Here is a 24700-nt window from a genome sequence, read left to right on the forward strand (position 1 = left end):
TGTGATTCCCGGACTTATTGTTTTTGTTGGCGGTTTTTTTGGCGCGCAGGCGCCCCGGGCGACCCATTCCGGCGGGTCGACGGCGTAGCGGTTACTGCAGATGTGGGTGAGGGGCGGCAATGCGCCGCCCCTTATGGCTCAGTGCTCGTGACAGACGTCGTTGTGCGCTGCGCGGTCGGCGCCACCGAGGATGTTGAACAGTACGTTCAACACCAGGGCACTGACCGTGGCCATGGCGATACCACTGTGAGTGATGGGTTCCATCCACTGCGGCATCTGGGCAAAGAACTCCGGACGCACCACGGGGATCAACCCGAAGCCGACGCTCACCGCCACCAACAGCTGGTTGCGGCGGTCGCCGATGTCCGCCTCCTGAAGAATCTTGATCCCGGTGGCGGTGACCATGCCGAACATGGCAATGGACGCGCCGCCCAGTACCGCAGGCGGGATCGAGGCAATCAGGAAGGCCGCCTTGGGCAGCAGGCTGAGCAGAATCAACAGTGCACCGGCCACGATAGTGACAAAGCGGCAGCGCACCCCGGTCATCTGCACCAGGCCGATGTTCTGGGCGAACGAGGAGTGGGTAAAGGTGTTGAAGAAGCCGGCAATGAACGATGCACCGGCATCGCACAGCAAGCCGCGACGCAGCATCCCTGGGGTTACTTCGCGATCAGTCACCTTGCCCAGGGCCAGGAACATGCCGGTGGACTCGACGAAGATGATCACCACCACCAGGCACATGGACAGGATCGGTGCCAGGCTGAAGGTCGGCATGCCGAAGTGCAGTGGGGTGACCACTTGCAGCCACGGCGCCTCGTTCAGGCCTGTCAGGTCGACCATGCCGATTGAGCCGGCCAGGATGTAGCCCAGGCCCATGCCCACCAGTACCGACACGTTGACCCAGAAACCGCGCATGAAGCGGTTGATCAACAGAATCACGGCCAGCACCAGGCTGGCCACCAGCAGGTAGATGGGCGCACCGAAGTTTTCCGCGGCTTCCCCACCACCGGCCCAGTTGACCGCCACCGGGAACAGTGACAGGCCAATCGAAGTGATCACCGTACCGGTGACCAGCGGCGGGAAGAAGCGCACGACCTTGGACATGAACGGCGCGATCAGCATGCCAAAGAACCCGGCAGCGATGGTCGCGCCGAAGATCCCCTGCAAGCCAACGCCGGGCATGCCGGCCATGGCCACCATGCTGCCGACGGCAGCGAAACTGGCACCCATCATCACCGGCATGCGGATGCCCACCGGGCCGATACCGAACGACTGGATGATGGTGGCGACGCCAGCGACCAGCAGGTCGGCGTTGATCAGGAAAGCGACTTCTTCACGGGACAACCCGGCAGCCTGGCCGATGATGAGCGGCACGGCGATGGCGCCGCCGTACATCAGCAGAACGTGTTGCAGGCCAACCAGGATCAGTTGGAACAAGGGCAAGGGTTCGCGCGGCGGCGCAACAGGGATGTACGCCTTGCGGGACTCGGACATGCAGCACCTCGAGTTTTGTTTTTATTCTCGGATCCAAGCGCCGGGTATAAGGCCCGGGCGCTCGATGCTTGCTTGTTGCGTGATGCCTTGAAGCGGAGGCCGGACACGCCGGCCTCATCGCGGGCAAGCCCGCTCCTACAGGGGAGGTGATCCCCCTGGGAGCGGGTTGGCTAGCGAGGTGCTATCAGTTGACCTGGGCGCCTTTGGCGATCCAGTCGCCGACGAGCTTGCGCTCTTCGGTGGTCATCTGGGTGATGTTGCCCAGCGGCATGATCTGGCTGGCAACCGCTTGCGCCTGAATGCGCGCGGCCTGGGCCTGGATCTGCTGCGGAGTGTCGAACATCACGCCGGCAGGGGCGGCGCTGAACAGTGGGCTGGTCGGTTTCGACGAGTGGCACACGGTGCAGCGTTCCTGGATGACATTGTGGATCTTGTCAAAAGCCTCGCCGCCGACCTGAGCGGTTGCCGGAGCAGCAGGCGCTTCAGCAGGCTTGGCAGCCTCTTCGGCACGCAGCTCCGCAGCGGTCTTGCCACCTACAGCGGTAGCCGGCAGCGGCTGGTACTCGACCTTGGCTGCGGCCTGCTCAGGGCTGACTGCCATCGGTTTCGGGCCGGTGACGTAGGCCAGGCAGATCATCGCCAGAGCGCCGACGGGCAGGGTCCATGCGTACTTGTTGCTGTCGTGGCGGGTGTTGAAGTAGTGGCGGATCAGAACCGCGGCTACTGCGATACCGGCCAGGATCAGCCAGTTGTACTGGCTACCGTAGGTGCTCGGGAAATGGTTGCTGATCATGATGAACAGCACCGGCAGGGTGAAGTAGTTGTTGTGGCGCGAGCGCAGCAAGCCCTTGGCCGGCAGGCGCGGGTCAGGGGTGGTGTTGCTCTCGATGGCTGCCACCAGCTGGCGCTGGGCCGGCATGATGATGCGGAACACGTTGCCGACCATGATGGTGCCGATGATCGCGCCGGTGTGCAGGTACGCACCACGGCCGCTGAACACCTGGGCAAAGCCCCAGCAGGCGGCAATGATCAGCACGAACAGCACACCGCCGAGCAACGCTGGCTTCTTGCCCAGGGGCGAGTCGCACAGGAAGTCGTAGATGAACCAGCCGGCAATCAGCGAGCCGATACCGATAGCCACGCCTTCGGCACCGCTCAGGGTGCTGCCAGGGGCCAGCAGGTACAGGGCCGGGTTCCAGTAGAACACCACGCACAGCAGGGCGATACCGGACATCCAGGTGAAGTAGGCTTCCCATTTGAACCAGTGCAGGTTCTCGGGCATTTTCGGGGGTGCGAGTTTGTATTTCTCCAGGTGGTAGATACCACCGCCGTGAATCGCCCAGAGATCACCCGACAACCCATCGCGCGGGTTGCTTCGGTTCAGGTGGTTCTCCAGCCAGACGAAGTAGAACGATGCACCGATCCAGGCGACACCGGTGATCATGTGAACCCAGCGAATGCTCAGGTTCAGCCATTCGTGAAGGTGTGCTTCCACAGTATGTACCTCTGCCGATCACCGTTCAGGTCGAAACCCGGATGATCGACCTTCTCTTATTGGTGGGGATTGAGGATCAACATCTGTTCCTCGGTGAAGTAATGCTCATCGCAGTTGTTGCCAGAACCACTGCGATCAACCACCAGGAAGTCATCCCGCTTTTCGATCGTGAGCACCGGGTGGTGCCAAACGCCGCGATGGTAATTGATGCCCTGCCTGCCGTTACTGCGGAAGGCGCGGACCAAGCCTGATACAGGTGCATCGCCAACCGGCGCGACCACGATCAGAAAGGGGTTGCCGAGCAGCGGAATGAAAGCCTGGCTGCCCAGCGGATGGCGTTCCAGCATGCGTACGGTCAGCGGCATGTCCAGCGCGTCGGCGCGGAAAATGCTGATGATCGCCTTGTCTTCAGGCTCGGCGGTTTCGACCGTGGCGAGCTTGTGGAAGCGCATGGTCGAGCCGTTGTTGATCATGAAGTGGTCGCTGCCGTCGGTTTCGATCACGTCTCCGAACTGGGCGAAGGCTTCTTTGGTCAGGGGCTCGATCATCAGGGTGCGCATGCGGGTCTCTCTTATATGTTCGTTGTACTGAAAAAGGTTCGGCTGTCGCTTACAACTGCAGCAGGCGGAACAGGGCGATCAGGTTGATCTGCGCCAGGGCTTCCTTGAATTCGGCATCGGCATCGTTGTGGATGCGTTTTTCAAAGGCGGCGAGGATCTGGTGCCGGTTGCTGCCCTTCACCGCCATGATGAACGGGAACTGGAACTTGGCCTTGTAGGCGTCGTTCAGCTCGGTGAAGCGGGCGAACTCTTCGGCGGTGCACTGGTGGATACCGGCGCCGGCCTGCTCGTTGGTGCTCGATTCGGTCAGTTCGCCTTGTACGGCGGCCTTGCCTGCCAAATCCGGGTGAGCATTGATCAGCGCCAGCTGGTCGGCGTGGTTGGCGCTGAGCAGGATGTCGCTCATGCGCTGGTGCAGCGCCTCGATCTCGTCCAGTTCGCCCAGCTGACCCAGGTCATAGGCTTTTTCGGCGACCCATGGCGAGTGCTCATAGATGTCGGCGAAGGCTTTGACGAAGGCGTCACGGTCCAGGGCGGAGGGCTTGAGGGTGTTGAAGGCGGTCATCAGGCGTTCTCTTTCTTGTACGGGTGGGTGGCGTGCCAGTGGCGGGCGATGTCCGCACGACGGGCGAACCAGACCTGGTCATGGCTTTTGGCGTAGTCGACGAAGCGCTTCAGTGCGGCCAGGCGCGCCGGGCGGCCGACCAGGCGGCAGTGCAGCCCGATGGAGAGCATCTTCGGCGCCTCGGCGCCTTCTTCGTAAAGCACGTCGAAAGCGTCTTTCAGGTACTGGAAGAACTGCTCACCGCAGTTGAAACCCTGTACCTGGGTGAAGCGCATGTCGTTGGTGTCCAGGGTGTAGGGGATCACCAGGTGCGGCTTGTCGGTGGTGTTGTTCGGTTCCCAGTAGGGCAGGTCGTCGTCGTAGGTGTCGCTGTCATACAGGAACCCACCTTCTTCCATCACCAGGCGGCGAGTGTTCGGGCCGGTGCGGCCGGTGTACCAGCCCACTGGGCGTTCGCCGGTGAGCTCGGTGAGGATGCGGATGGCTTCGAGCATATGCTCGCGCTCTTGCGCCTCGTCCATGTTCTGGTAGTCGATCCAGCGGTAGCCGTGGCTGCAGATCTCGTGGCCGGCTGCGGCCATGGCGCGGATCACGTCGGGGTGGCGCTGGGCGGCCATGGCCACGGCGAACACGGTCAGTGGTACGCCGCTGTCCTTGAACAGCTTCAGCAGGCGCCACACACCGGCGCGGCTGCCATACTCGTACAGCGACTCCATGCTCATGTTGCGCTGGCCCTGCAGCGGCTGGGCAGCGACCATCTCGGACAGGAAGGCTTCGGACTCTTTGTCACCGTGCAGGATGTTGCGTTCGCCACCTTCTTCGTAATTCAGGACGAAAGACAGCGCGATGCGAGCATTGCCCGGCCATTGCGGGTGAGGAGGGTTGTTGCCGTAACCGATCAGGTCGCGAGGGTAGTCAGCGCTCACTGCAGTCTTCCTTCTTGTACGTTGTGCGGGGGTGGGCGGGCCGCGTCGGTATGTCGCACCACCGGATGGGCTGATTGTATACAACTTCTGAAATCTTTTGTAAGCCTGTTTTTCCGCATTTCTTCCCTTTTGTCGCTTCGCAGCGACCTGGAAACACAGTGCAAGAAACCTGCCTGATTGGTCAGCTAATGACGTTTGCCTCGTTACGGCGCCTGTATTTGCGACCGATGGGTCGTTTATGGGCAAGAAACGGCGCGTGCGACTGATGGGTTCAAAAAATTGTGTACAATTTCTCGATGGAATGTCTTAATGACCTCATTCCCGCCTATCGCAGGCCCTGTGTGGGTGCGATGGCTGAGTATTTTTTGCCCACAGATTGAACAAGAGGCGACACGCAATGGGACGTTTGACCACACACGTACTGGATGCCGCGCATGGCTGCCCGGGCAGCTCGATCAAGGTCGAGCTGTACCGTGTCGAAGGCCAGCAGCTGGAGCTGGTGAACACTGCCCTCACCAACAGCGATGGCCGCGTCGATGCGCCGCTGCTGCAGGGTGACGACTACCGCAGTGGCGTTTACCAGCTGCAGTTCAGCGCCGGCGACTACTACCGCGCTCGTGGCGTGCAACTGCCGGCCCAGGCGTTTCTGGATGTTGTAGTGCTGCGCTTTGGCATCGACGAGCAGCAGGAGCACTATCACGTGCCGCTGCTGATCTCGCCGTACAGCTATTCGACCTATCGTGGAAGCTAGTTGGTCGCTAGAAGAATCTTCGTAGGTCCTTTGGCCCGCTCTCACACTGGCGGGCTTTTTTTCGCCTGCAGTTTTTCACGTGCTTTCAACCAGTCGACTGACATTTTTGTCAGTAGACGTTTAGTAGTGCGTCAGAGATTATCAAATGCCACGTTGCACTTGAGGATCGATCCGATGGGCACAAAGAATACTTATTCACCCTACGGTTTTCATCTGTCCATGCAAAGTGTTGTCGGCTTCAATGGTGAGCCGCTGGAGCCGCTCACTGGATTTTATCATTTGGGGAATGGCTATCGAGCCTACAATCCCTCTGTGATGCGGTTTAATGGTCCAGACAGCTTAAGCCCCTTCGCTCAAGGTGGCATGAATGCATACGCTTACTGCCAGGGCGATCCAGTGAATTTCCGTGATCCAAGCGGTCATGTAATAGACAAAATATTGGCAGGGCTTATTGGTAACCTGACAAAAGCCAGAGCACCGAAGTCCATAGCCCCAGTTGTTAGCGAAAAGCTATATACCAAGAGGCTTGGGTGGCATGGAACGGAAGCTTCACATCGAAGCTCGTTGGAGAGGGGTTTGTCACCATCGTTTTCAACGCCTGACGGGTCTGTGCACAGGAAGGCTCAAGGGCCTGGTTTTTATTTCGCGACCACCTACGACCATGCCAAGAAGTACGCTGACAAAGCCGCCGGACAGGGCGAAGTCTTTGTCGTACTTCAGAGAGAAGATGTTAGCTTGGTTCCCAATGTGGGATATAAAAAGGATGACTTTGGTGGGGTGGTGATCAGGCAACCAGCCTTTGAGGCAGTCATGGTGCGACAAGAAACTCCACCAGACGTTGTGGACGTGACACTTCGTCGGACGCCATATAACCCGAAGAAAAAGCCACCGACTGCGGCCTGAAAAGACAAAAGGCGCTGAGGCGCCTTTTGTCGGTGCGGTCACGGTCAGAGGAACACGAACTTGGCAATAAAGATCGCGCACAGCACCCACAGGCTGGCGGAGATTTCCTTGTATTTGCCGGTGCCCGCCTTCAATGCCACATAGCTGATGAAGCCCAGGGCAATACCATCAGCCACCGAGAACGTCAGCGGCATCATGATGACCGTGACAATCGCCGGAATGCTGTCGGTGGCTTCGTCCCAATGGATGTGCGCCATGCTGCCCATCATTAGCATCGCCACATAGATCAGCGCGCCGGCAGTCGCGTAGGCAGGAATCATCCCGGCCAGCGGGGCGAAGAACATCGCTGCGACGAACAGCAGGCCGACCACCACCGCTGTCAGGCCGGTACGGCCACCTGCAGCAACACCCGCAGCACTTTCTACATAGCTGGTCACAGGCGGCACGCCGACTACGGCGCCGAACACGCTCGAAGCACTGTCAGCCTTCAATGCCCGCGACAAGTTTTCGATGCGTCCATCCGGCCCCACCAGGTTGGCCCGCTGCGCCACGCCCATTAACGTGCCGGCGGTGTCGAACATGTGCACGAACAAAAACGCCAGCACCACGCTGATCATGCTGACGTTGAATACCCCGGCCACATCCATGGCCATCCAGGTCGGTGCCAGGCTTGGCGGCATCGACATCACCCCGCCAAACTTGACCAGGCCCAGACCCCAACCTGCGAGGGTGACACCGATGATGCTGATCAGGATCGCGCCAAATACCCGCTTGTAGCTGAGGATGGCGATCAGCAGGAAGCACACCGCCGCCAGCAGTGGCCCCGGCTCATGCAGCGAGCCCAGCTTGATCAGGGTGGCGGGGCTGTCGACGATGATGCCTGCCGTCTTCAGGCCGATCAGCCCGAGAAACAATCCGACGCCGGCCCCCATGGCATGGCGCAGGCTGACCGGGATGCTGTTGAGCAACCATTCGCGCACTTTCGACAAGGTCAGGAACATGAACAGCACGCCCGAGACGAACACCGCCCCCAGCGCCGTTTCCCAGTTGTAGCCCATGGTGCCGACCACGGTGTAGGTGAAGAACGCGTTAAGCCCCATGCCCGGTGCCAGGCCCACCGGCCAGTTGGCGTAAAGGCCCATCAGCAGGCAGCCCAGCGCGGCGGCAATGCAGGTGGCGACAAAGGCGGCACCATGGTCGATGCCGGCGTCGGCCATGATGTTGGGGTTGACGAAGATGATGTAGGCCATGGTGATGAAGGTGGTCACCCCGGCGATCATTTCGGTTTTGACGGTGCTGCCGTGTTGCTTGAGTTTGAAAATCCGCTCCAGCCAGCTCGTTTCGAGCGGTGGGGCGAGATCCAGCGTAGGGGCTTCGGATTTGCGGCTTTCCACAGCGGGTACTCCTCAAGTCTTTCTTGTTGTTATGGAGCCAGTTTTCCTGCGCAACGCACTTGGCGGCTCCGTGAGGGAAGGCAGACGCCTGACCGTTTTGTTGACTCATGGGTCAAGAAGTCGCTCGGTGGATTATGCTTTTGTGTACAAAGAATGCAAATAATGTTTTATGTTTTGTGTGCGCAATGCGTCGTACAACGGCTATATAGGTAAAACGTACCCTGCTCAATCGCCTCAGCCTGTGTACAATGGCGCCATACTTTCTCTTCGTGCTTCGAGAGCCCATGAACGAACAGCTGCAACCTCTGAAGAAACCTGCACGTGTCGGCAAGGCCGGCCGCAGCGGTACCCAGGACGACATCGTCTACGCGCACATTTTCGAGGCCATCCTCGAGCAGCGCCTGGCGCCGGGCACCAAGTTGAGCGAGGAAGCGCTGGGCGAAATCTTCGGCGTCAGCCGCACCATCATCCGCCGCGCCCTGTCGCGCCTTGCCCACGAAAGTGTGGTGCTGCTGCGGCCGAACCGCGGTGCGGTAGTGGCCAGCCCGACGGTTGAAGAGGCTCGCCAGGTGTTCTTCTCGCGGCGCATGGTGGAGCGGGCGATTACCGAACTGGCGGTGCAGCACGCCACTCTGGATCAGCTCAACGAACTGCGGCAGATGGTGCGTGAGGAGCGCGACAGCTTCTCGCGTGGCGACCGTGGCGCGGGCATTCGCCTTTCCGGCGAGTTCCACCTCAAGCTGGCTGAAGCCGCGGGCAATGCGCCGCTGGTCAGCTTCCAGCGCAGCCTGGTGTCGCAAACCTCGCTGATCATTGCCCAGTACGAAACCGGCACCCGCTCGCACTGCTCGTATGACGAGCACATGCAGCTGATCGATGCCATCGAGGCGCGTGATGCCGAGCAGGCGGTAAGCCTGATGATGCACCACATGGACCACATCGACAGCAAGCTGAACCTGGACGAGGAAAGCGCCTCGGACGATCTGCATGCGGTGTTCTCGCATTTGCTGAAAAAGCCAAAGGCTTCCGCCAAGGGCTGATCGTTTGCCTGGGTGATCCAAGGGGCCGCTTTGCGGCCCCAGTCATTTCTGGCCGATAGCCAAAGGTCTGCTAAATTCTTGTGAGCAAACCTTCATCAAGCAGTTGGGCTTGCGCATTCGTTGCGTTCAACTTCTTGAGGAATGGGTTTATGAGCATGTCCCTCGGTAAACGCATGGGTGCCGAACTGATCGGCACCTTCTGGCTGGTTCTTGGCGGCTGTGGCAGTGCGGTACTCGCAGCCAGTTCACCGCTTGGTATCGGCGTTCTCGGCGTCGCTTTCGCCTTCGGCCTCACCGTGCTGACCATGGCTTTTGCCATCGGCCATATCTCTGGCTGTCATCTAAATCCCGCTGTCTCATTCGGGCTGGTGGTGGGCGGGCGCTTCCCTGCCAAAGAGTTGCTGCCCTATGTGATCGCGCAAGTGATTGGCGCCATCCTGGCGGCAGGCGTGATCTATCTCATCGCCAGCGGCAAGGCCGGTTTCGAGCTGTCTTCGGGATTGGCTTCCAATGGCTACGCCGACCATTCCCCCGGCGGTTACACGCTGGGGGCGGGTTTCATCAGTGAGGTGGTGATGACGGCGATGTTCCTGGTAGTGATCATGGGCGCGACCGATTCGCGCGCGCCGGCAGGTTTCGCGCCAATCGCCATCGGCCTGGCCCTGACCCTGATCCACCTGATCTCCATTCCGGTGACCAATACCTCGGTCAACCCCGCGCGTAGCACGGGGCCGGCGTTGTTCGTCGGTGGCTGGGCAATACAGCAACTGTGGCTGTTCTGGGTGGCGCCGCTGATCGGTGCTGCAATCGGCGGCGCGCTGTACCGGGGCCTTGCCAAAGAACCTTAGCGCTGGTGCACGCAACGCCCGGCAGCGTAGGTTTCACGCACGGTGCGGTCGTCGCCCAGGGTGGTGAGCACGAACAAGGTTTCTTCGATGCTGTTGGACTGCTGAATACGGTAGTCCAGCAGTGGCGTGGCCTTGTAGTCCAACACCACGAAGTCGGCATCGTTGCCGGGGCGCAGGCTGCCGATGCGGTCGTCCAGGCGCAGCGCGCGAGCGCCGCCGAGGGTGGCCAGGTACAGTGACTTGTACGGGTGCAGGCGCGCGCCTTGCAGCTGCATGACCTTGTACGCCTCGTTCAAGGTGTTGAGCAGCGAGAAGCTGGTGCCGGCGCCCACATCGGTGCCCAAGCCTACGTTGACCTTGAAGCGCTCAGCCTGTGGCAGGTTGAACAGGCCGCTGCCTAGGAACAGGTTGGAGGTGGGGCAGAAGGCCACGGCCGAGCCGGTTTCGGCCAGGCGCTGGCATTCGTCGTCGCACAGGTGTACGCCGTGGGCGAACACCGAGCGCTCGCCCAGCAGCTCGAAGTGGTCGTACACGTCCAGGTAGCCCTTTTGCTCTGGGAACAGCGACTTTACCCAGTCAATTTCCTTGAGGTTTTCCGACAGGTGCGTGTGCATGTACACACCTGGGTGCTCCTTGAGCAATTGGCCAGCTAGGGTCAGCTGTTCAGGCGTGCTGGTCGGGGCGAAGCGCGGGGTAACTGCATAGTGCAGGCGGCCCTTGCCATGCCAGCGCTCGATCAGCGCCTTGCTTTCGGCATAGCCGGACTCGGCTGTGTCGGTCAGGTAGTCCGGTGCATTGCGGTCCATCATCACCTTGCCCGCGATCAGGCGAAGGTCCAGGCGCTCTGCCTCTTCAAACAGGGCGTTGACCGATTCCGGGTGCACGCTGCCGAATACCAGCGCGGTGGTGGTGCCGTTGCGCAGCAGTTCCTTGAGGAAGATCTTCGCCACCTGGTCGGCATGGTCTTTGTTGGCAAACTGCTTTTCACACGGGAAGGTGTAGGTGTTCAGCCAGTCCAGTAGTTGCTCGCCGTAGGAGCCGATCATGCCGGTCTGCGGGAAATGGATGTGGGTATCGATAAAGCCCGGGGTAATCAGCGCGTCCTGGTAGTGCTCCACCGGGATGCCGGCGTCCAGCGTCGGCAACAGCTCGCTGGCGTGGCCAACGGCACTGATGCGGCCATCGTCGACCACCAGCAGGCCGTCTTCGAAGTACTCATGGGAAGCCTCCAGGCCCACCTCGGCCGGGTCGGCGATGCTGTGCAAGATGGCGGCACGGTAGGCTTTGCGGGTAACGGTCATAACACACTCGTCAAATGGCTTGGCTGCGCCGGGAGGGCGGCAGCAATTGGGCAATGGGGCCGGCATTGGCGGCAGCGTCGTGCTGGCCGAAGCAGGCGTTGTAGGTGGCGATGATTTCGCCGGCGATGGACACGGCGATTTCGATGGGCAGCTTGCCTTTTACCTCTGGCAGGCCCATGGGGCAGCGCATGCGCGCCAGCACGGCATCGTCGTAGCCGCGCTCGCGCAGGCGATGCTCGAACTTGACCCGCTTGGTCTTCGAGCCGATCAGGCCGAACCAGGTGAAGTCGTTGCGCTTGAGAATGGCGGCGGTCAGCTCCAGGTCGAGCTGGTGGTTGTGGGTCATGACGATGCAGTAGCAGCCTGGCGGCAGGTCTGCGACTTCGTCGACCGGCTCCTCACTGACGACCTTGGTCACCCCGTTGGGGATGAGTTCGGGGAATTCCTGTTCACGCGAGTCGATCCAGCGCACCCGGCAGGGCAGCGCGGCGAGCAAGGGTACCAGAGCCCGGCCGACATGGCCCGCGCCGAACACGGCGATCTGCGCCTGTACGGCGGCCATTGGCTCGAATAGCAGCACGGTGACGCCACCGCAGCATTGGCCAAGGCTGGCGCCGAGGCTGAAGCGCTCCAGGTGCGGGGTGGTGCGTTGCTCTTCAAGCATTTGCCGGGCGATGTGCAGGGCCTTGTATTCCAGGTGGCCACCGCCGATGGTGTCGAACAGGGCGCTGGCGCTTATCACCATCTTCGAGCCGGCATTGCGCGGGGTCGAGCCGCGCTCCTCGATGATGGTCACCAGCACGCAGGCTTCGCCACGGGACTGGTGGTCGGCGAGGGCGTTGATCCATTGGTGCATGATTGAACCTCTCTCAACAGCGCCGCGGTTCCTGTAGGAGCGGCCTTGTGTCGCGATAGGGCTGCGTAGCAGCCCCAGAAATCTTCGTTGTGGCACAGATCCTGGGGCCGCTTCGCGACTCTATCGCGACGCAAGGCCGCTCCTACAGGGGCCATGCGTGGTCAGTGGGTGACGGTTTCCAGTTCCTGTTCGGCAGGTTGCGCGGCAGCCACCGCCTTACGCATCTGCTCACACCCCCACAGCACCCGCTCCGGCGTCGCCGGGGCATCCACCTGTGGCTGCATTCGGTAATCGGCAAGGCTGGCCACGGCATCCTTGATCGCACACCAGGCCGCAATGCCGAGCATGAACGGCGGCTCGCCCACGGCCTTGGAGTGGAACACGGTGTCTTCCGGGTTCTTGCGGTTTTCCACCAGCCTCACCCGCATATCCAATGGCATGTCGGCCACCGCCGGGATCTTGTAGCTGGCCGGGCCGTTGGTCATCAGTTTGCCCTTGGCGTTCCACACCAGTTCTTCGGTGGTCAGCCAGCCCATGCCCTGGATGAAACCGCCTTCCACCTGGCCGATGTCGATGGCCGGGTTAAGCGAGTCGCCCACGTCGTGCAGGATGTCGGCGCGCAGCATCTTGTATTCGCCGGTCAGCGTGTCCACGACCACTTCCACGCAGGCGGCGCCAAAGGCGAAGTAGTAGAACGGCCGACCGCGTGCCTGGCTGCGGTCGTAGAAGATTTTTGGCGTGCGGTAGAAGCCGGTTGTCGACAGCGACACCTGGGCGAAGTAGGCCTGCTGCACCAGTTGCTCGAAACTGACGATCTGGTCGCGCACGCGGACATGGCCGTTGCGGAACTCGACATCTTCCTCGGTCACCTGATAGTGCCGTGCGGCAAACTCGGTCAGGCGCTTTTTGAGGATTTCGGCTGCGTTCTGCGCCGCCTTGCCGTTCAGGTCGGCACCACTGGAGGCAGCGGTTGGCGAGGTGTTGGGTACCTTGTCGGTGTTGGTGGCGGTGATCTGGATACGGTCGAAATCGACCTGGAAGACCTGCGCCACCACCTGTGCCACCTTGGTGTTCAGGCCCTGGCCCATTTCGGTGCCGCCGTGGTTCAGGTGAATGCTGCCATCGGTGTAGATGTGAATCAGCGCACCGGCCTGGTTGAGGAAGGTGGCGGTGAACGAAATGCCGAACTTGACCGGCGTCAGCGCCAGGCCCTTCTTCAGCACCGGGCTGTTGGCGTTGAAGCGGCGGATCGACTCGCGGCGCTCGGCGTAGTCACTGCTCGCCTCCAGCTCGGCGGTCATCTCTTCGAGCATGTTGTGCTCGACGGTCTGGTAGTAGTGGGTGACGTTGCGCTCGGTCTTGCCGTAGTAGTTGGCCTTGCGCACGGCCAGCGGGTCGCGGCCCAGGTGGCGGGCGATATGGTCCATCACCTGCTCGATGGCGACCATCCCCTGTGGGCCGCCAAAGCCGCGGTAGGCGGTGTTGGAGGCCGTGTTGGTCTTGCAGCGGTGACCATGCACCGTGGCATCGCCCAGGTAGTAGGCGTTGTCGGAGTGGAACATGGCACGGTCGACGATCGAGCCGGACAGGTCGGGCGAATAGCCGCAGTTGCCCGCCAGGTCGAAGTTGATGCCGTGCAGGCGGCCGTTGTCGTCAAAGCCCACATCGTATTCGACATAGAACGGGTGGCGCTTGCCGGTCATGGTCATGTCTTCGACCCGCGGCAGGCGCATCTTGGTCGGCTGGCCGGTCAGGCGCGCCACCACCGCGCACAGGCACGCGGGGCTGGCGGCCTGGGTTTCCTTGCCGCCAAAACCGCCACCCATGCGGCGCATGTCCAGCACCACCTTGTTCATCGGCACGTCGAGCACTTCGGCGACCAGTTTCTGCACTTCGGTGGGGTTCTGCGTGGAGCAGTAGACGATCATGCCGCCGTCTTCGGTGGGCATCACCGACGACACCTGCGTTTCCAGGTAAAAGTGCTCCTGGCCGCCGATATGCAGGGTGCCCTGGAGGCGGTGCGGGGCGCTGGCCAGGGCGGCAGCGGAGTCGCCGCGCTGATGGGTGTGGCTGTCGAGCACGAAGTGCTTCTTGCGCAGCGCTTCGACAACGTCCAGCACCGGTTCCAGGTCTTCATATTCGACGATGGCGGCCATGGCCGCGCGGCGTGCGGTTTCAAGGTCACGGGCCGCAACGGCAAGCACCGGCTGGCCGAAGAACTCGACCTTGTCGATGGCCAGCAGCGGGTCACCGGCCACCACGGGGCCGATGTCTTTCAGGCCGGGGATGTCTTCGTGGGTGATGGCGATGCGCACACCCTCGAAGGCGTAGCATGGGGTGGTGTCGATGCGCACGATGCGTGCATGGGCGCGGTCGGCGGTGCGCGCATAGACGTGCAGCTGGTTGGGGAATTCCAGGCGGTCGTCGATGTACATCGCCTCGCCGGACACATGCTTGTCGGCGCTGTCGTGCTTGACGCTGCGGCCAACCCCGGTGGTCAGGTCCTGGCTGAACAGCTCGGCCATCTCGGCCTGGCTCTTGGCTACGTGATGGTTAGACATAAGCGGTCACCCGGGTTTCGATGTGCGGCGTTTGCTGTTCGATGAAGTACTTGCGCAGCAGGTTCTGCGCGGTCAGCAGGCGGTATTCCTTGCTGGCGCGGAAGTCGCTGAGCGGTGTGAAGTCCTCGGCCAGGGCCTGGCAGGCCCGCTCGATGGCGGCCTGGTTCCACGGCTTGCCGCGCAGTGCTGCTTCGCAGGCGCGGGCACGCTTGGGGATGGCCGCCATGCCGCCGAAGGCAATGCGCACACCGCTGACCACGCCGTTTTCGATGCTCAGGTTGAAGGCTGCGCACACGGCAGAAATGTCATCGTCCAGGCGCTTGGACACTTTGTAGGCGCGGAACGCCCAGTCGTTGGTAGCACGAGGCACGATGATCTTCTCGATGAACTCGCTGTCCTGGCGGGCGGTGATGCGGTAGTCGATGAAGTAGTCTTCCAGTGCCAGGGTGCGCTGGCGCTCGCCCTGGCGCAGGACGATCTGCGCGTCCAGGGCAATCAGCAGGGGAGGCGAGTCGCCGATCGGCGAGGCGTTGCCGATATTGCCGCCCAGGGTGCCCTGGTTGCGAATCTGCAGCGAGGCGAAGCGGTGCAGCAGGTCGCCGAAGTCCGGGTATTCCTCGTGGAGTGCGCCGTAGCAGTCGGTGAGCGGGGTGGCGGCGCCGATTTCCAGGTGGCTGGCGGTTTTTTCGATGCGTTTGAGCTCGGCCACGTGGCCGACATAGATCATCACCGGCAGGGTTTTGTGGAACTGGGTGACTTCCAGGGCCAGGTCGGTGCCGCCGGCCAGCAGGCGGGCTTCGGGGTGTGAGCTGTACAGGTCGGCCAGGTCGGCCACTGTCAGTGGCACCAGGCAACGTTTGTCGCCGCTGTTCAGTTCGCCGGTCTGGGTCGGCGTAATGGCCTTGAGGCGGCTGATGGTCTGCGCCTGCTGAGCATCGAACTGGTCGCGGCAGGGCTGGCGGCAGCTCTGCTCGGCAGCGTCGAGGATCGGCCGGTAGCCGGTGCAGCGGCACAGGTTGCCGGCCAGGGCTTCCTGAGCCTGGTGCAGGTCGGGGCCGCTGCTGTTTTTTTGCAAGGCGAACAGCGACATGACAAAGCCGGGCGTGCAGAAGCCGCATTGCGAGCCATGGCAATCGGCCATGGCCTGTTGCACGCTGTGCAGCTGGCCCTGGTGCTTGAGGCCTTCGACGCTGATCAGTTGCTTGCCGTGCAGCGACGAGACAAAGGTCAGGCACGAGTTGAGGCTGCGGTAGCGCAGGCTGTCGTTGCCGAGTTCGTCCTGGCTCAGTTCGCCCACTACCACGGTGCAGGCGCCGCAGTCACCACTGGCGCAGCCCTCCTTGGTGCCAGGTTTGCCCAGGTGCTCGCGCAGGTACTGCAGCACCGTCATGTTCGGGTCCAGGGCGTGCTCATTACGCAGCTCCTGGTTGACGAGAAACTGGATCACGGGGATAGCCTCGCAATGGTTTTATTGTTGTTGGGCGGACTCTAAGCAAGACCTGTCTGGCAGGTCAATATTTTTCTGACTCAAAGGTCAAGAAATTGCTCATACCTACGCCCGGCTACGCACATTGCCTATAAAACAAGCATAGATCGCGCCGGGCGCGCGGCTGTCTGGCAGGCCAAATAAACCGCCTGGCCCCTCTGCGCGATTACCGCCCAAGTACGCTACAATCCGCCCCTTGTGCCCAGTTCAATGATTTTGAAGGAAAACCATGACGTTCAAGGCCCCGGACAGCCTCTCCGAGCAGATTGCCGATTACCTGGCCGAGCGCATCATCCGCGGCGAGCTGGCGCCAGGCGAGCGTATCCAGGAGCAGAAGGTTACCGTGGCACTCAACGTCAGCCGCGGTTCGGTGCGCGAAGCGTTGCTGATCCTCGAACGCCGGCACCTGGTGGCGATCTTGCCGCGCCGGGGTGCCCACGTGACCGTGCTGGACGAGCGCAGTGTGCGCAGCCTGTGTACCTTGATGGGCGAGTTCTACATCCTGTTGGGCAACGCGGTTGCGCAAAAATGGCGCACTGATGCCGACCTGCGCCCGTTTCTGGATATTCAGCAGCGCCTGCAGCGTGCCCATGACCAGCTCGACATCAAGGCGTTCGTCGCCGACAGCTTCGCGGTCATGCGTGCGGCCTATCCGTTCGCCGACAACCCCTTCCTGCAGGAAACCGTGGAAAACCTGCAGCCGGCAATGAGCCGTGCCTACTACCTGTCGCTGGACCAGCGCCAGGCCAACATGATCGATTACCTGGACCTGTTTGCCCGCCTGCTCGACGCCGTGGTCGCCCGCGACCTGCCGCGCATTCGCGAGGTGCTTACCGCCTACGGCCAGCGCAGCTGCGAACTGGTGCTGGCGGCGTTGGCCCGAGGCTGACCGATGCGCCTGAAGTGCATTCGCCTGGCCGGCTTCAAGTCGTTCGTCGACCCGACCACGGTCAATTTCCCCAGCAACATGGCAGCCGTGGTCGGCCCCAACGGCTGCGGCAAGTCCAACATCATCGATGCGGTGCGTTGGGTGATGGGCGAGAGTTCAGCAAAGAACCTGCGCGGCGAGTCGATGACCGACGTCATCTTCAACGGCTCCAGCGGCCGCAAGCCGGTCAGCCAGGCGAGCATCGAGCTGGTGTTCGACAACAGCGAAACCACCCTGGTTGGCGAGTACGCCGCCTACGCCGAGATCTCGATCCGCCGCAAGGTCACGCGCGACGGGCAAAACAGCTATTACCTCAACGGCACCAAATGCCGCCGACGCGACATCACCGATATCTTCCTGGGTACCGGCCTGGGGCCGCGCAGCTATTCGATCATCGAGCAGGGCATGATCTCCAAGCTGATCGAGGCCAAGCCCGAAGAGCTGCGCAACTTCATCGAAGAAGCTGCCGGCATCTCCAAGTACAAGGAGCGCCGCCGTGAAACCGAGAACCGCATCCGCCGCACCCAGGAAAACCTTGCGCGCCTGACCGACCTGCGCGAAGAGCTGGAACGCCAGCTGGAGCGCCTGCACCGCCAGGCCCAGGCGGCCGAGAAGTACCGCGAGTACAAAGCGCAGGAGCGCCAGCAAAAGGCACGCCTGTCAGCCTTGCGCTGGCGCGGTCTGGACGAACAGGTCCGCCAGCGCGAGTCGGTGATTGGCGACCAGGATGTGTCCCATGAGGCATTGGTGGCCGAGCAGCGCAATGCCGATGCCAGCATCGAACGCCTGCGCGATGGCCACCATGAGTTGTCTGAACGCTTCAACCAGGTGCAGGGCCGCTTCTACTCGGTAGCCGGTGACATCGCCCGGGTCGAGCAGAGTATCCAGCACGGCCAGCAGCGCCTGCGCCAGTTGCAGGACGACTTCAAGGAAGCCGAGCGCACGCGCCTGGAGACCGAATCGCACCTGGGTCACGACCGAACCTTGCTGGCCACCCTGGGCGAAGAGCTGGCCATGCTCGAGCCTGAGCAGGACATGACCTTGGCTGCCGCCGAAGAAGCTGCCGCGGCCCTTGAAGAGTCCGAGTCGGGCATGCACGGCTGGCAAGAGCAGTGGGACAGCTTCAACAGCCGCTCCGCCGAGCCTCGCCGCCAGGCCGAAGTGCAGCAGGCGCGCCTGCAACAGCTGGAAACCAGCCTGGAGCGTTTGGTCGAGCGCCAGCGCAAGCTGGGCGAGGAGCGCGAGCAACTGGGCAGTGACCCGCAGGATGCCGCCATGCTCGATGTGGCTGAGCAACTGGCCAGCAGCGAAATGTTGCTGGAAGAAATGCAGTTGTCCGAAGAACAGGTGGTCGAGCGCCTGGAAAGCGCCCGGACGCAGCTGCAACAGGCCACCCAGGCCCAGCAGCAGGCGCAGGGCGACCTGCAGCGTCTGGGTGGTCGCCTGGCATCGCTGGAAGCCTTGCAGCAGGCCGCGCTTGAACCGGGTGCCGGTGCTGCCGATTGGCTGCACAGCCAAGGGCTGGAGCAACAGCCACGGCTGGCTGAAGGGTTACGGGTAGAGCCGGGCTGGGAGCTTGCGGTGGAAACCGTGCTCGGCGCCGACCTACAGGCTGTGCTGGTCGACGACTTCAATCGCCTCGATTTTTCCGGCCTGGAGCAGGGCGAGTTGCGCTTGCTGCTGGCCAGCGCACACGGTGCGTCGCTACCTGGCAGCCTGCTGGAAAAGGTCGAAGGCCGAGTCGACCTGGCGCCCTGGCTGGGCCAGGTCAAACCCGTGGAAGACCTGGCCCAGGCACTGGCGCAACGTGCTTCGCTTGGCGACGGGCAGAGCCTGGTCAGCCGCGATGGCTACTGGGTTGGCCGGCACTTCCTGCGGGTTCGGCGTGGCTCTGAGGCCGAAGGCGGTGTGCTGGCGCGCGGCCAGGAAATCGAACGGCTGGGGCAGGAACAACTGGAGCAGGAAGCGGCGCTGGAGCAGCTTGAGCAACAGTTGCAAGGCTTGCGCGAACAGCAGTTGGAGCTGGAAGAACAGCGCGAGCAACTGCGCCGCCGCAGCCAGGAAGAGAACCGCCTGCACGGTGAGCTGAAGGCCAACCTCTCGGCCAGCCGCGCCCGGGCCGAGCAGGTCGAGTTGCGCCGGCGGCGCCTGCAGGAAGAACTGACCGAGCTGGACGAGCAGCGCGCGCTGGAGCACGAACAACTGGGCGAAGCTCGCCTGATATTGCAAGAGGCCCTGGAGCTGATGGCCCAGGACACCGAGCAGCGTGAGCAATTGATGGCCCGCCGCGACACCCTGCGCGAAAGCCTCGACCGGGTGCGCCAGGAGGCCCGCCAGCACAAGGACCACGCCCACCAGTTGGCCGTGCGCCTGGGCTCGCTGCGCGCCCAGCACGACTCCACCCGCCAGGCCCTGGAGCGTCTTGAACAACAGGCCGCGCGCCTGACCGAGCGCCAGGAGCAACTGAGCCTGAACCTGGAGGAGGGCGAGGCCCCGCAGGAGGAACTGCGCCTCAAGCTCGAAGAGCTGCTGGAGCGGCGCATGAGCGTCGACGAGGAAATGCGCAAGGCCCGCCTGCACATGGACGAAGCCGACCGCGAACTGCGTGATGCCGAAAAGCGCCGCACCCAGGCCGAGCAGCAAGCCCAGCTGCTGCGCGGGCAGCTGGAACAACTGCGGCTGGAGTGCCAGGGCCTGGATGTGCGGCGCAAGACCCTGCAGGAGCAGTTGCTGGCCGATGGCTACGACCTGCAAGGCGTGCTCGCCACCCTGGAGGCCGAGGCCAGCGAGCAGGGTACCGAGCAGGAACTGGAGCAGCTTGAAGCACGCATCCAGCGCCTGGGGGCGATCAACCTCGCCGCCATCGAAGAGTACGAGCAGCAGTCCGAGCGCAAGCGCTATCTGGACGCGCAAAACGCCGACCTGGTCGAAGCCCTGGATACGCTGGAAAACGTCATCCGCAAGATCGACAAGGAAACGCGCAACCGCTTCAAGGATACCTTTGATCAGATAAATGCCGGATTACAGGCACTTTTCCCAAAAGTTTTCGGCGGTGGCAGCGCTTATCTGGAACTGACGGGCGAAGATCTACTCGATACAGGGGTGACGATCATGGCGCGACCACCGGGCAAGAAGAACAGCACTATCCACTTGCTGTCCGGCGGCGAGAAGGCACTGACCGCGTTGGCGCTGGTGTTTGCCATCTTCAAGTTGAACCCCGCACCGTTCTGCATGCTCGACGAGGTCGACGCACCGCTGGACGATGCCAACGTTGGGCGCTATGCGCGCCTGGTCAAGGAAATGAGTGAAAGCGTGCAATTCATCTACATCACCCATAACAAGATTGCCATGGAGATGGCGGATCAACTGATGGGGGTGACCATGCATGAACCGGGTTGTTCACGTCTTGTTGCAGTTGATGTGGAGGCGGCCATGGCCATGGTCGACGCCTGATGCGCGACGATGGGGGCACATTCTGTAGCGAAATGCCCCCGTCATGTGCGACAGACGGTGTAAAGTTGTCTTTGGTCGTGCTAGCTTAATGTCACTCGTTTTTTGCGTGGGTAAAACGCCTGTCAGAACATAGAGTTGGCGCCACGTGTTAAAGGGCTTTGAACCCTTTGTTTTCAAGCATATTTTTATAGAGGCACGGGATTACATGGAAATCGGTCTGCGCGAGTGGCTGATCGTCATCGGCATCATTGTCATTGCCGGGATTCTTTTCGACGGCTGGCGCCGCATGCGCGGCGGTAAAGGCAAGTTGAAATTCCGTCTGGATCGCAGTTATTCCAACCAGCCGGACGAAGAGGGTGGCACTGCCGAAGTGCTCGGCCCGTCGCGGGTGCTGGATGCCCACAAGGAGCCTGAGCTGGACGAAAGCGACTTGCCGTCGCTCAGCGCTTCTTCGCGTGATCGTGAACGTGAGCCCAAGCCGGCCAAGGCCAGCAAGCGCAACAGGCGCGCCACCGCAGCGGCCGAGGTGCAGCAGGGTGACCTGAACCTGAGCGCCGACTCGCGCGAGCCCGACCTGTTTGCCGACAGCGATGACGACTTTGCCGCCGACAACAACCGCAGCAGCGGTACAGCGCCTGCCACCAGCCTCAAGGAGCTGCCACCAGCCGAGGAAGTGCTGGTGATCAGCGTGATCTCCCGTGATGAGGGCGGTTTCAAGGGCCCTGCATTGCTGCAGAACATTCTGGAAAGCGGCCTGCGCTTCGGCGAAATGGACATCTTCCACCGCCATGAAAGCATGGCCGGCCACGGCGAAGTGCTGTTCTCCATGGCCAACGCGGTCAAGCCTGGCGTGTTCGACCTGGACGATATCGACCACTTCAGTACCCGTGCAGTGAGCTTCTTCCTTGGCCTGCCGGGCCCGCGTCATCCGAAGCAGGCCTTCGACGTGATGGTCGCTGCGGCACGCAAGCTGGCCCACGAACTGAACGGCGAGCTCAAGGACGACCAGCGCAGCGTGCTGACCGCCCAGACCATCGAGCACTACCGCCAGCGCATCGTCGAGTTCGAGCGCCGTGCGCTGACCCAGAAGCGCTGATGTGCCCAAGTGGGCAGGCCAGGCTTGGTCCTGTCCACCCTGTTTCAAGTGCAAGAGCAGCCCAGTGCTGCTCTTTTGCTTTGCAAGAGATCCAGAAATATGACCGCCGAAACCCGAATCCACGAACTGCGTGCCGAGCTCGATCAGCACAACTACCGCTACTATGTGCTCGACGAGCCGAGCGTGCCCGATGCTGAATACGACCGCCTGTTCAACGAGCTCAAGGCGCTTGAGGCTGAAAACCCTCACCTGGTAACCCCCGATTCGCCAACCCAGCGCGTCGGTGGCAAGGCTTTGGCCGCGTTCAGCCAGGTGCGCCACGAAGTGCCCATGCTCAGCCTGGGCAACGCCTTCGAGGAAGCCGACCTGCGCGAGTTCGGGCGCCGTGTGGTGGAAGGCCTCGACCAACCCGGTGCGGTCGACTACAGCTGCGAACCCAAGCTCGATGGCCTGGCCGTGAGCCTGCTGTATCGCGATGGTCAGTTGGTGCAGGGCGCCACCCGTGGCGACGGCACCACCGGTGAAGACATCAGCGCCAACGTGCGCACCGTGCGCAACATCCCGCTCAAGTTGCAGGGCGAGGGCTGGCCGGCAGTGCTGGAAGTGCGTGGCGAGGTGTACATGAGCAAGGCCGGTTTCGACCGGCTCAATGCCGCCCAGGCCGAAGCCGGCGGCAAAACCTTCGCCAACCCGCGCAACGCTGCTGCCGGCAGCCTGCGTCAGCTGGACTCGAAGATAACCGCCAGCCGCCCATTGGAGTTCTGCTGCTACGGCGTCGGCCAGTTGTCCGAGAGCATCGGCGACAGCCACATCGGCATCCTTGAGCAGCTCAAGGCCTGGGGCCTGCCAATCAGCCACGAGCTCAAGCACGCTGCAGGCATCGATGAATGCCTTGCCTACTACCGTGACATCGGCGAGCGGCGCAACAGCCTGCCCTATGAAATCGACGGTGTCGTGTTCAAGGTCAACAACCTGGCGGCCCAGCGCGAGCTGGGCTTCCGTGCCCGTGAACCACGCTGGGCAATCGCCCACAAGTTCCCGGCCATGGAAGAGCTGACCGAAGTGCTGGATGTGGAATTCCAGGTAGGCCGCACTGGCGCAGTAACGCCTGTGGCGCGCCTGAAGCCGGTCAAGGTGGCCGGTGTGACCGTGTCCAACGCCACCTTGCACAACATGGACGAAATCGCCCGCCTGGGCCTGCGCATTGGTGACACGGTGATCATCCGCCGTGCCGGTGACGTGATCCCGCAGGTGATGCAAGTCGTGTTGGAGCGCCGCCCCGAAGACGCCCGCCCTGTAGAAGTGCCGAGCGAGTGCCCTGTGTGTGGCTCGCAGGTCGAGCGTACCCAGCTGGTCAAACGCAGCAAAGGCAAGGAAACCACCAGCGAAGGGGCCGTGTACCGCTGCGTCGGTCGCCTGGCCTGCGGCGCGCAGCTCAAGCAGGCGATCATTCACTACGTGTCGCGCCGTGCCATGGACATCGACGGCCTGGGTGAGAAGAGCGTCGAGCAGCTGGTGGACGAAGGCCTGATCGGCTCGCCGGCAGACCTGTACAAGTTACAGTTCGAGCAGGTCGTTGGCCTGGAAGGCTTCGCCGAAGTGTCTACCCAGAAGTTGCTGGATGCCATCGAAGCCAGCAAGCGCCCGAGCCTGGCGCGCTTCATCTACGCCCTGGGCATTCCCGACGTAGGCGAAGAGACGGCCAAGGTGCTGGCGCGCTCGCTGGGTAGCCTGGCGCGCGTGCAGCAGGCGCTGCCACAGGTGCTCACTTACCTGCCGGACATCGGCCTGGAAGTCGCCTACGAGATTCACAATTTCTTTGAAGACGAGCACAACCAGAAAGTCATTGAGCAGCTTCTGGCCAGCGGCATGACACTGCAGGACGAAGGCGAACTGGCTGCCGAATTTGCTGCCAGCACCACCTTGGCCGGCATGATCGCCAAACTCGACATCGCCTCGGTCGGCCCGACGGGCGCCGAGAAACTGGTGGCCAAACTCGACAGCCTGGAGAAGATCATCGCCGCCGACGGCATCGACCTGCGCCAGGCCTTGGCAGCCAAGCAGGCCGAAGCAGTGCGTGAATTCTTCAAAGATGAAGCGAACCAGAAACTGGCCCGGGACATCGAAGCACAATTGCTGGCGTTCGGCATGCACTGGAGCAGCGAGAAGAAGGTAGCCGAAGGCTTGCCGTTGGCCGGCCAGACCTGGGTGCTGACCGGTACGCTGGAGCGCATGAGCCGCGACATCGCCAAAGAAAAGCTGGAAAGCCTGGGGGCCAAGGTGGCCGGCTCGGTGTCTGGCAAGACCCACTGCGTGGTGGCCGGGCCGGGGGCGGGCTCCAAGCTGGCCAAGGCCGCAGAGCTGGGCGTGAAGGTGCTGGACGAAGATGCCTTCGTCACATTCCTGGCTGGACAGGGCATCACCGTCTGAAAGTTTGCGCAATCTCTGTGGGAGCGGGCGAGTCGAGGCGTCGAACCGCCGCGAACACCGGCAAAGCCGGTGCCATACACTGCGTTGCCTGTTTCGCGGGCGCGCCCGCTCCCACAGGAACTGTGCTTGCTTCGAGTTAACACTATGTCTGTGGGAGCGGGTTCACCCGCGAATAGGCCGGCCCTGCTAACCCAGCCCTGACAAGTCATTGAGAAATGATGACTTTTTCTCCCTAAGAGGTTGTATCTGCCTCCAAGACCGGTACAATGGCGCCACTCGCTGCTCAGCGAGGCATGTAGTGGTGGCCCCATCGGTCCCCCCGCATTGATTACCCGTCAACCTGGTCAGATCCGGAAGGAAGCAGCCATAGCGGGAACATCGAGTGCCGGGGTGTGGCTGGTGGGGCCGCCTCCATTCTATAAGTCCTTGATTTAACAAGGATTTTACGCTCAAAAATCTCAAAGTGGACCAGTGCTGTAGTACACCTTAGTGGTGCACTGTGATGAGCATTCTATTCTCAGAGTTCCTTCCGTCCAAGCCCGGTGTAGACCTCGCTTGTGCAAAGTCGTTATGGAAAAATTTCCGCCCCGAGGTGCTGGCTCCTGTGGTCGAA

17 protein-coding genes, 1 other RNA gene and 1 pseudogene are annotated in these 24700 nt (G+C 62.1%); 9 read left to right on the forward strand and 10 right to left on the reverse strand.

Annotated elements, in window-relative coordinates; translation table 11 throughout:
• Positions 1–138: 138 nt before the first annotated feature.
• The 5 genes from P0Y58_10310 to puuE all read right to left on the reverse strand — a co-directional run bounded on the left by P0Y58_10310 (position 139) and on the right by puuE (position 5040).
• Complete coding sequence (locus P0Y58_10310; GenBank protein ID WEK32559.1) at positions 139–1494, reverse strand: nucleobase:cation symporter-2 family protein; 1356 nt, start codon at positions 1492–1494, stop codon at positions 139–141.
• 184 nt (positions 1495–1678) lie between these two features.
• On the reverse strand, positions 1679–2989 hold the full coding sequence (locus P0Y58_10315; protein ID WEK32560.1) for a urate hydroxylase PuuD: 1311 nt from the start codon (positions 2987–2989) through the stop codon (positions 1679–1681).
• Positions 2990–3045: 56 nt separating this feature from the next.
• The gene (locus P0Y58_10320; GenBank protein WEK32561.1) at positions 3046–3549 is read right to left on the reverse strand and encodes an ureidoglycolate lyase; all 504 of its coding nucleotides are present in this window, start codon (positions 3547–3549) and stop codon (positions 3046–3048) included.
• A 49-nt stretch (positions 3550–3598) separates the two neighbouring features.
• Positions 3599–4114 (reverse strand): 2-oxo-4-hydroxy-4-carboxy-5-ureidoimidazoline decarboxylase, encoded by a 516-nt coding sequence (uraD, locus tag P0Y58_10325; protein WEK32562.1) that lies wholly within the window; start codon positions 4112–4114, stop codon positions 3599–3601.
• Positions 4114–5040 carry an allantoinase PuuE gene (gene puuE / locus P0Y58_10330; GenBank protein WEK32563.1) on the reverse strand — a complete coding sequence of 309 codons (927 nt, stop codon included), beginning with the start codon at positions 5038–5040 and terminating at the stop codon, positions 4114–4116. The genes uraD and puuE overlap by 1 nt, the downstream gene beginning before the upstream one ends.
• A gap of 397 nt (positions 5041–5437) precedes the next feature.
• Between puuE and uraH the strand changes: the two genes are divergently transcribed.
• Both uraH and P0Y58_10340 read left to right on the forward strand, forming a co-directional pair.
• Positions 5438–5791, forward strand: coding sequence for a hydroxyisourate hydrolase (gene uraH / locus P0Y58_10335; GenBank protein WEK32564.1), 354 nt, complete (start codon positions 5438–5440; stop codon positions 5789–5791).
• A 192-nt stretch (positions 5792–5983) separates the two neighbouring features.
• Positions 5984–6223, forward strand: a pseudogene (locus tag P0Y58_10340) (RHS repeat-associated core domain-containing protein).
• A gap of 515 nt (positions 6224–6738) precedes the next feature.
• Here P0Y58_10340 and P0Y58_10345 read toward each other — a convergent pair.
• Complete coding sequence (locus tag P0Y58_10345; GenBank protein ID WEK33307.1) at positions 6739–8058, reverse strand: NCS2 family permease; 1320 nt, start codon at positions 8056–8058, stop codon at positions 6739–6741.
• Positions 8059–8372: 314 nt separating this feature from the next.
• Here P0Y58_10345 and P0Y58_10350 point away from each other — a divergent pair, with 314 nt between their 5' ends.
• Together P0Y58_10350 and aqpZ are read left to right on the forward strand one after the other, a co-directional pair.
• Positions 8373–9128 carry a GntR family transcriptional regulator gene (locus P0Y58_10350; GenBank protein WEK32565.1) on the forward strand — a complete coding sequence of 252 codons (756 nt, stop codon included), beginning with the start codon at positions 8373–8375 and terminating at the stop codon, positions 9126–9128.
• A gap of 149 nt (positions 9129–9277) precedes the next feature.
• Complete coding sequence (aqpZ, locus tag P0Y58_10355) at positions 9278–9976, forward strand: aquaporin Z (protein WEK32566.1); 699 nt, start codon at positions 9278–9280, stop codon at positions 9974–9976.
• Here aqpZ and guaD read toward each other — a convergent pair.
• The 4 genes from guaD to xdhA all read right to left on the reverse strand — a co-directional run bounded on the left by guaD (position 9973) and on the right by xdhA (position 16141).
• Complete coding sequence (gene guaD / locus P0Y58_10360) at positions 9973–11277, reverse strand: guanine deaminase (protein WEK32567.1); 1305 nt, start codon at positions 11275–11277, stop codon at positions 9973–9975. The two genes, aqpZ and guaD, sit on opposite strands and share 4 nt — an antisense overlap.
• 10 nt (positions 11278–11287) lie before the next feature.
• Entirely contained in the window at positions 11288–12133 is an 846-nt protein-coding gene (gene xdhC / locus P0Y58_10365; protein ID WEK32568.1) for a xanthine dehydrogenase accessory protein XdhC, read from the reverse strand.
• Positions 12134–12294: 161 nt separating this feature from the next.
• Positions 12295–14694, reverse strand: a complete 2400-nt coding sequence (xdhB, locus tag P0Y58_10370) for a xanthine dehydrogenase molybdopterin binding subunit (protein WEK32569.1) — start codon at positions 14692–14694, stop codon at positions 12295–12297.
• The gene (xdhA, locus tag P0Y58_10375; protein ID WEK32570.1) at positions 14687–16141 is read right to left on the reverse strand and encodes a xanthine dehydrogenase small subunit; all 1455 of its coding nucleotides are present in this window, start codon (positions 16139–16141) and stop codon (positions 14687–14689) included. Before xdhA ends, xdhB begins: the two co-directional genes overlap by 8 nt.
• A gap of 268 nt (positions 16142–16409) precedes the next feature.
• Here xdhA and P0Y58_10380 point away from each other — a divergent pair, with 268 nt between their 5' ends.
• From P0Y58_10380 to ffs, 5 genes are all read left to right on the forward strand, one after another.
• Positions 16410–17069 carry a GntR family transcriptional regulator gene (locus P0Y58_10380; protein ID WEK32571.1) on the forward strand — a complete coding sequence of 220 codons (660 nt, stop codon included), beginning with the start codon at positions 16410–16412 and terminating at the stop codon, positions 17067–17069.
• A gap of 3 nt (positions 17070–17072) precedes the next feature.
• Entirely contained in the window at positions 17073–20561 is a 3489-nt protein-coding gene (gene smc, locus P0Y58_10385) for a chromosome segregation protein SMC (protein ID WEK32572.1), read from the forward strand.
• Between the two features lie 205 nt (positions 20562–20766).
• Positions 20767–21657, forward strand: coding sequence for a cell division protein ZipA (gene zipA / locus P0Y58_10390; protein ID WEK32573.1), 891 nt, complete (start codon positions 20767–20769; stop codon positions 21655–21657).
• 99 nt (positions 21658–21756) lie between these two features.
• A complete protein-coding gene (ligA, locus tag P0Y58_10395) occupies positions 21757–24087 on the forward strand; it encodes an NAD-dependent DNA ligase LigA (protein ID WEK32574.1) in 2331 nt (776 codons plus the stop codon).
• 308 nt (positions 24088–24395) lie between these two features.
• An RNA gene (ffs, locus tag P0Y58_10400) (signal recognition particle sRNA small type) lies at positions 24396–24492 on the forward strand.
• The last annotated feature ends 208 nt before the right edge of the window (positions 24493–24700 follow it).

Origin of the sequence: Candidatus Pseudomonas phytovorans (genome assembly GCA_029202525.1) — a bacterium.
Taxonomy (GTDB): Bacteria; Pseudomonadota; Gammaproteobacteria; order Pseudomonadales; family Pseudomonadaceae; genus Aquipseudomonas; species Aquipseudomonas phytovorans.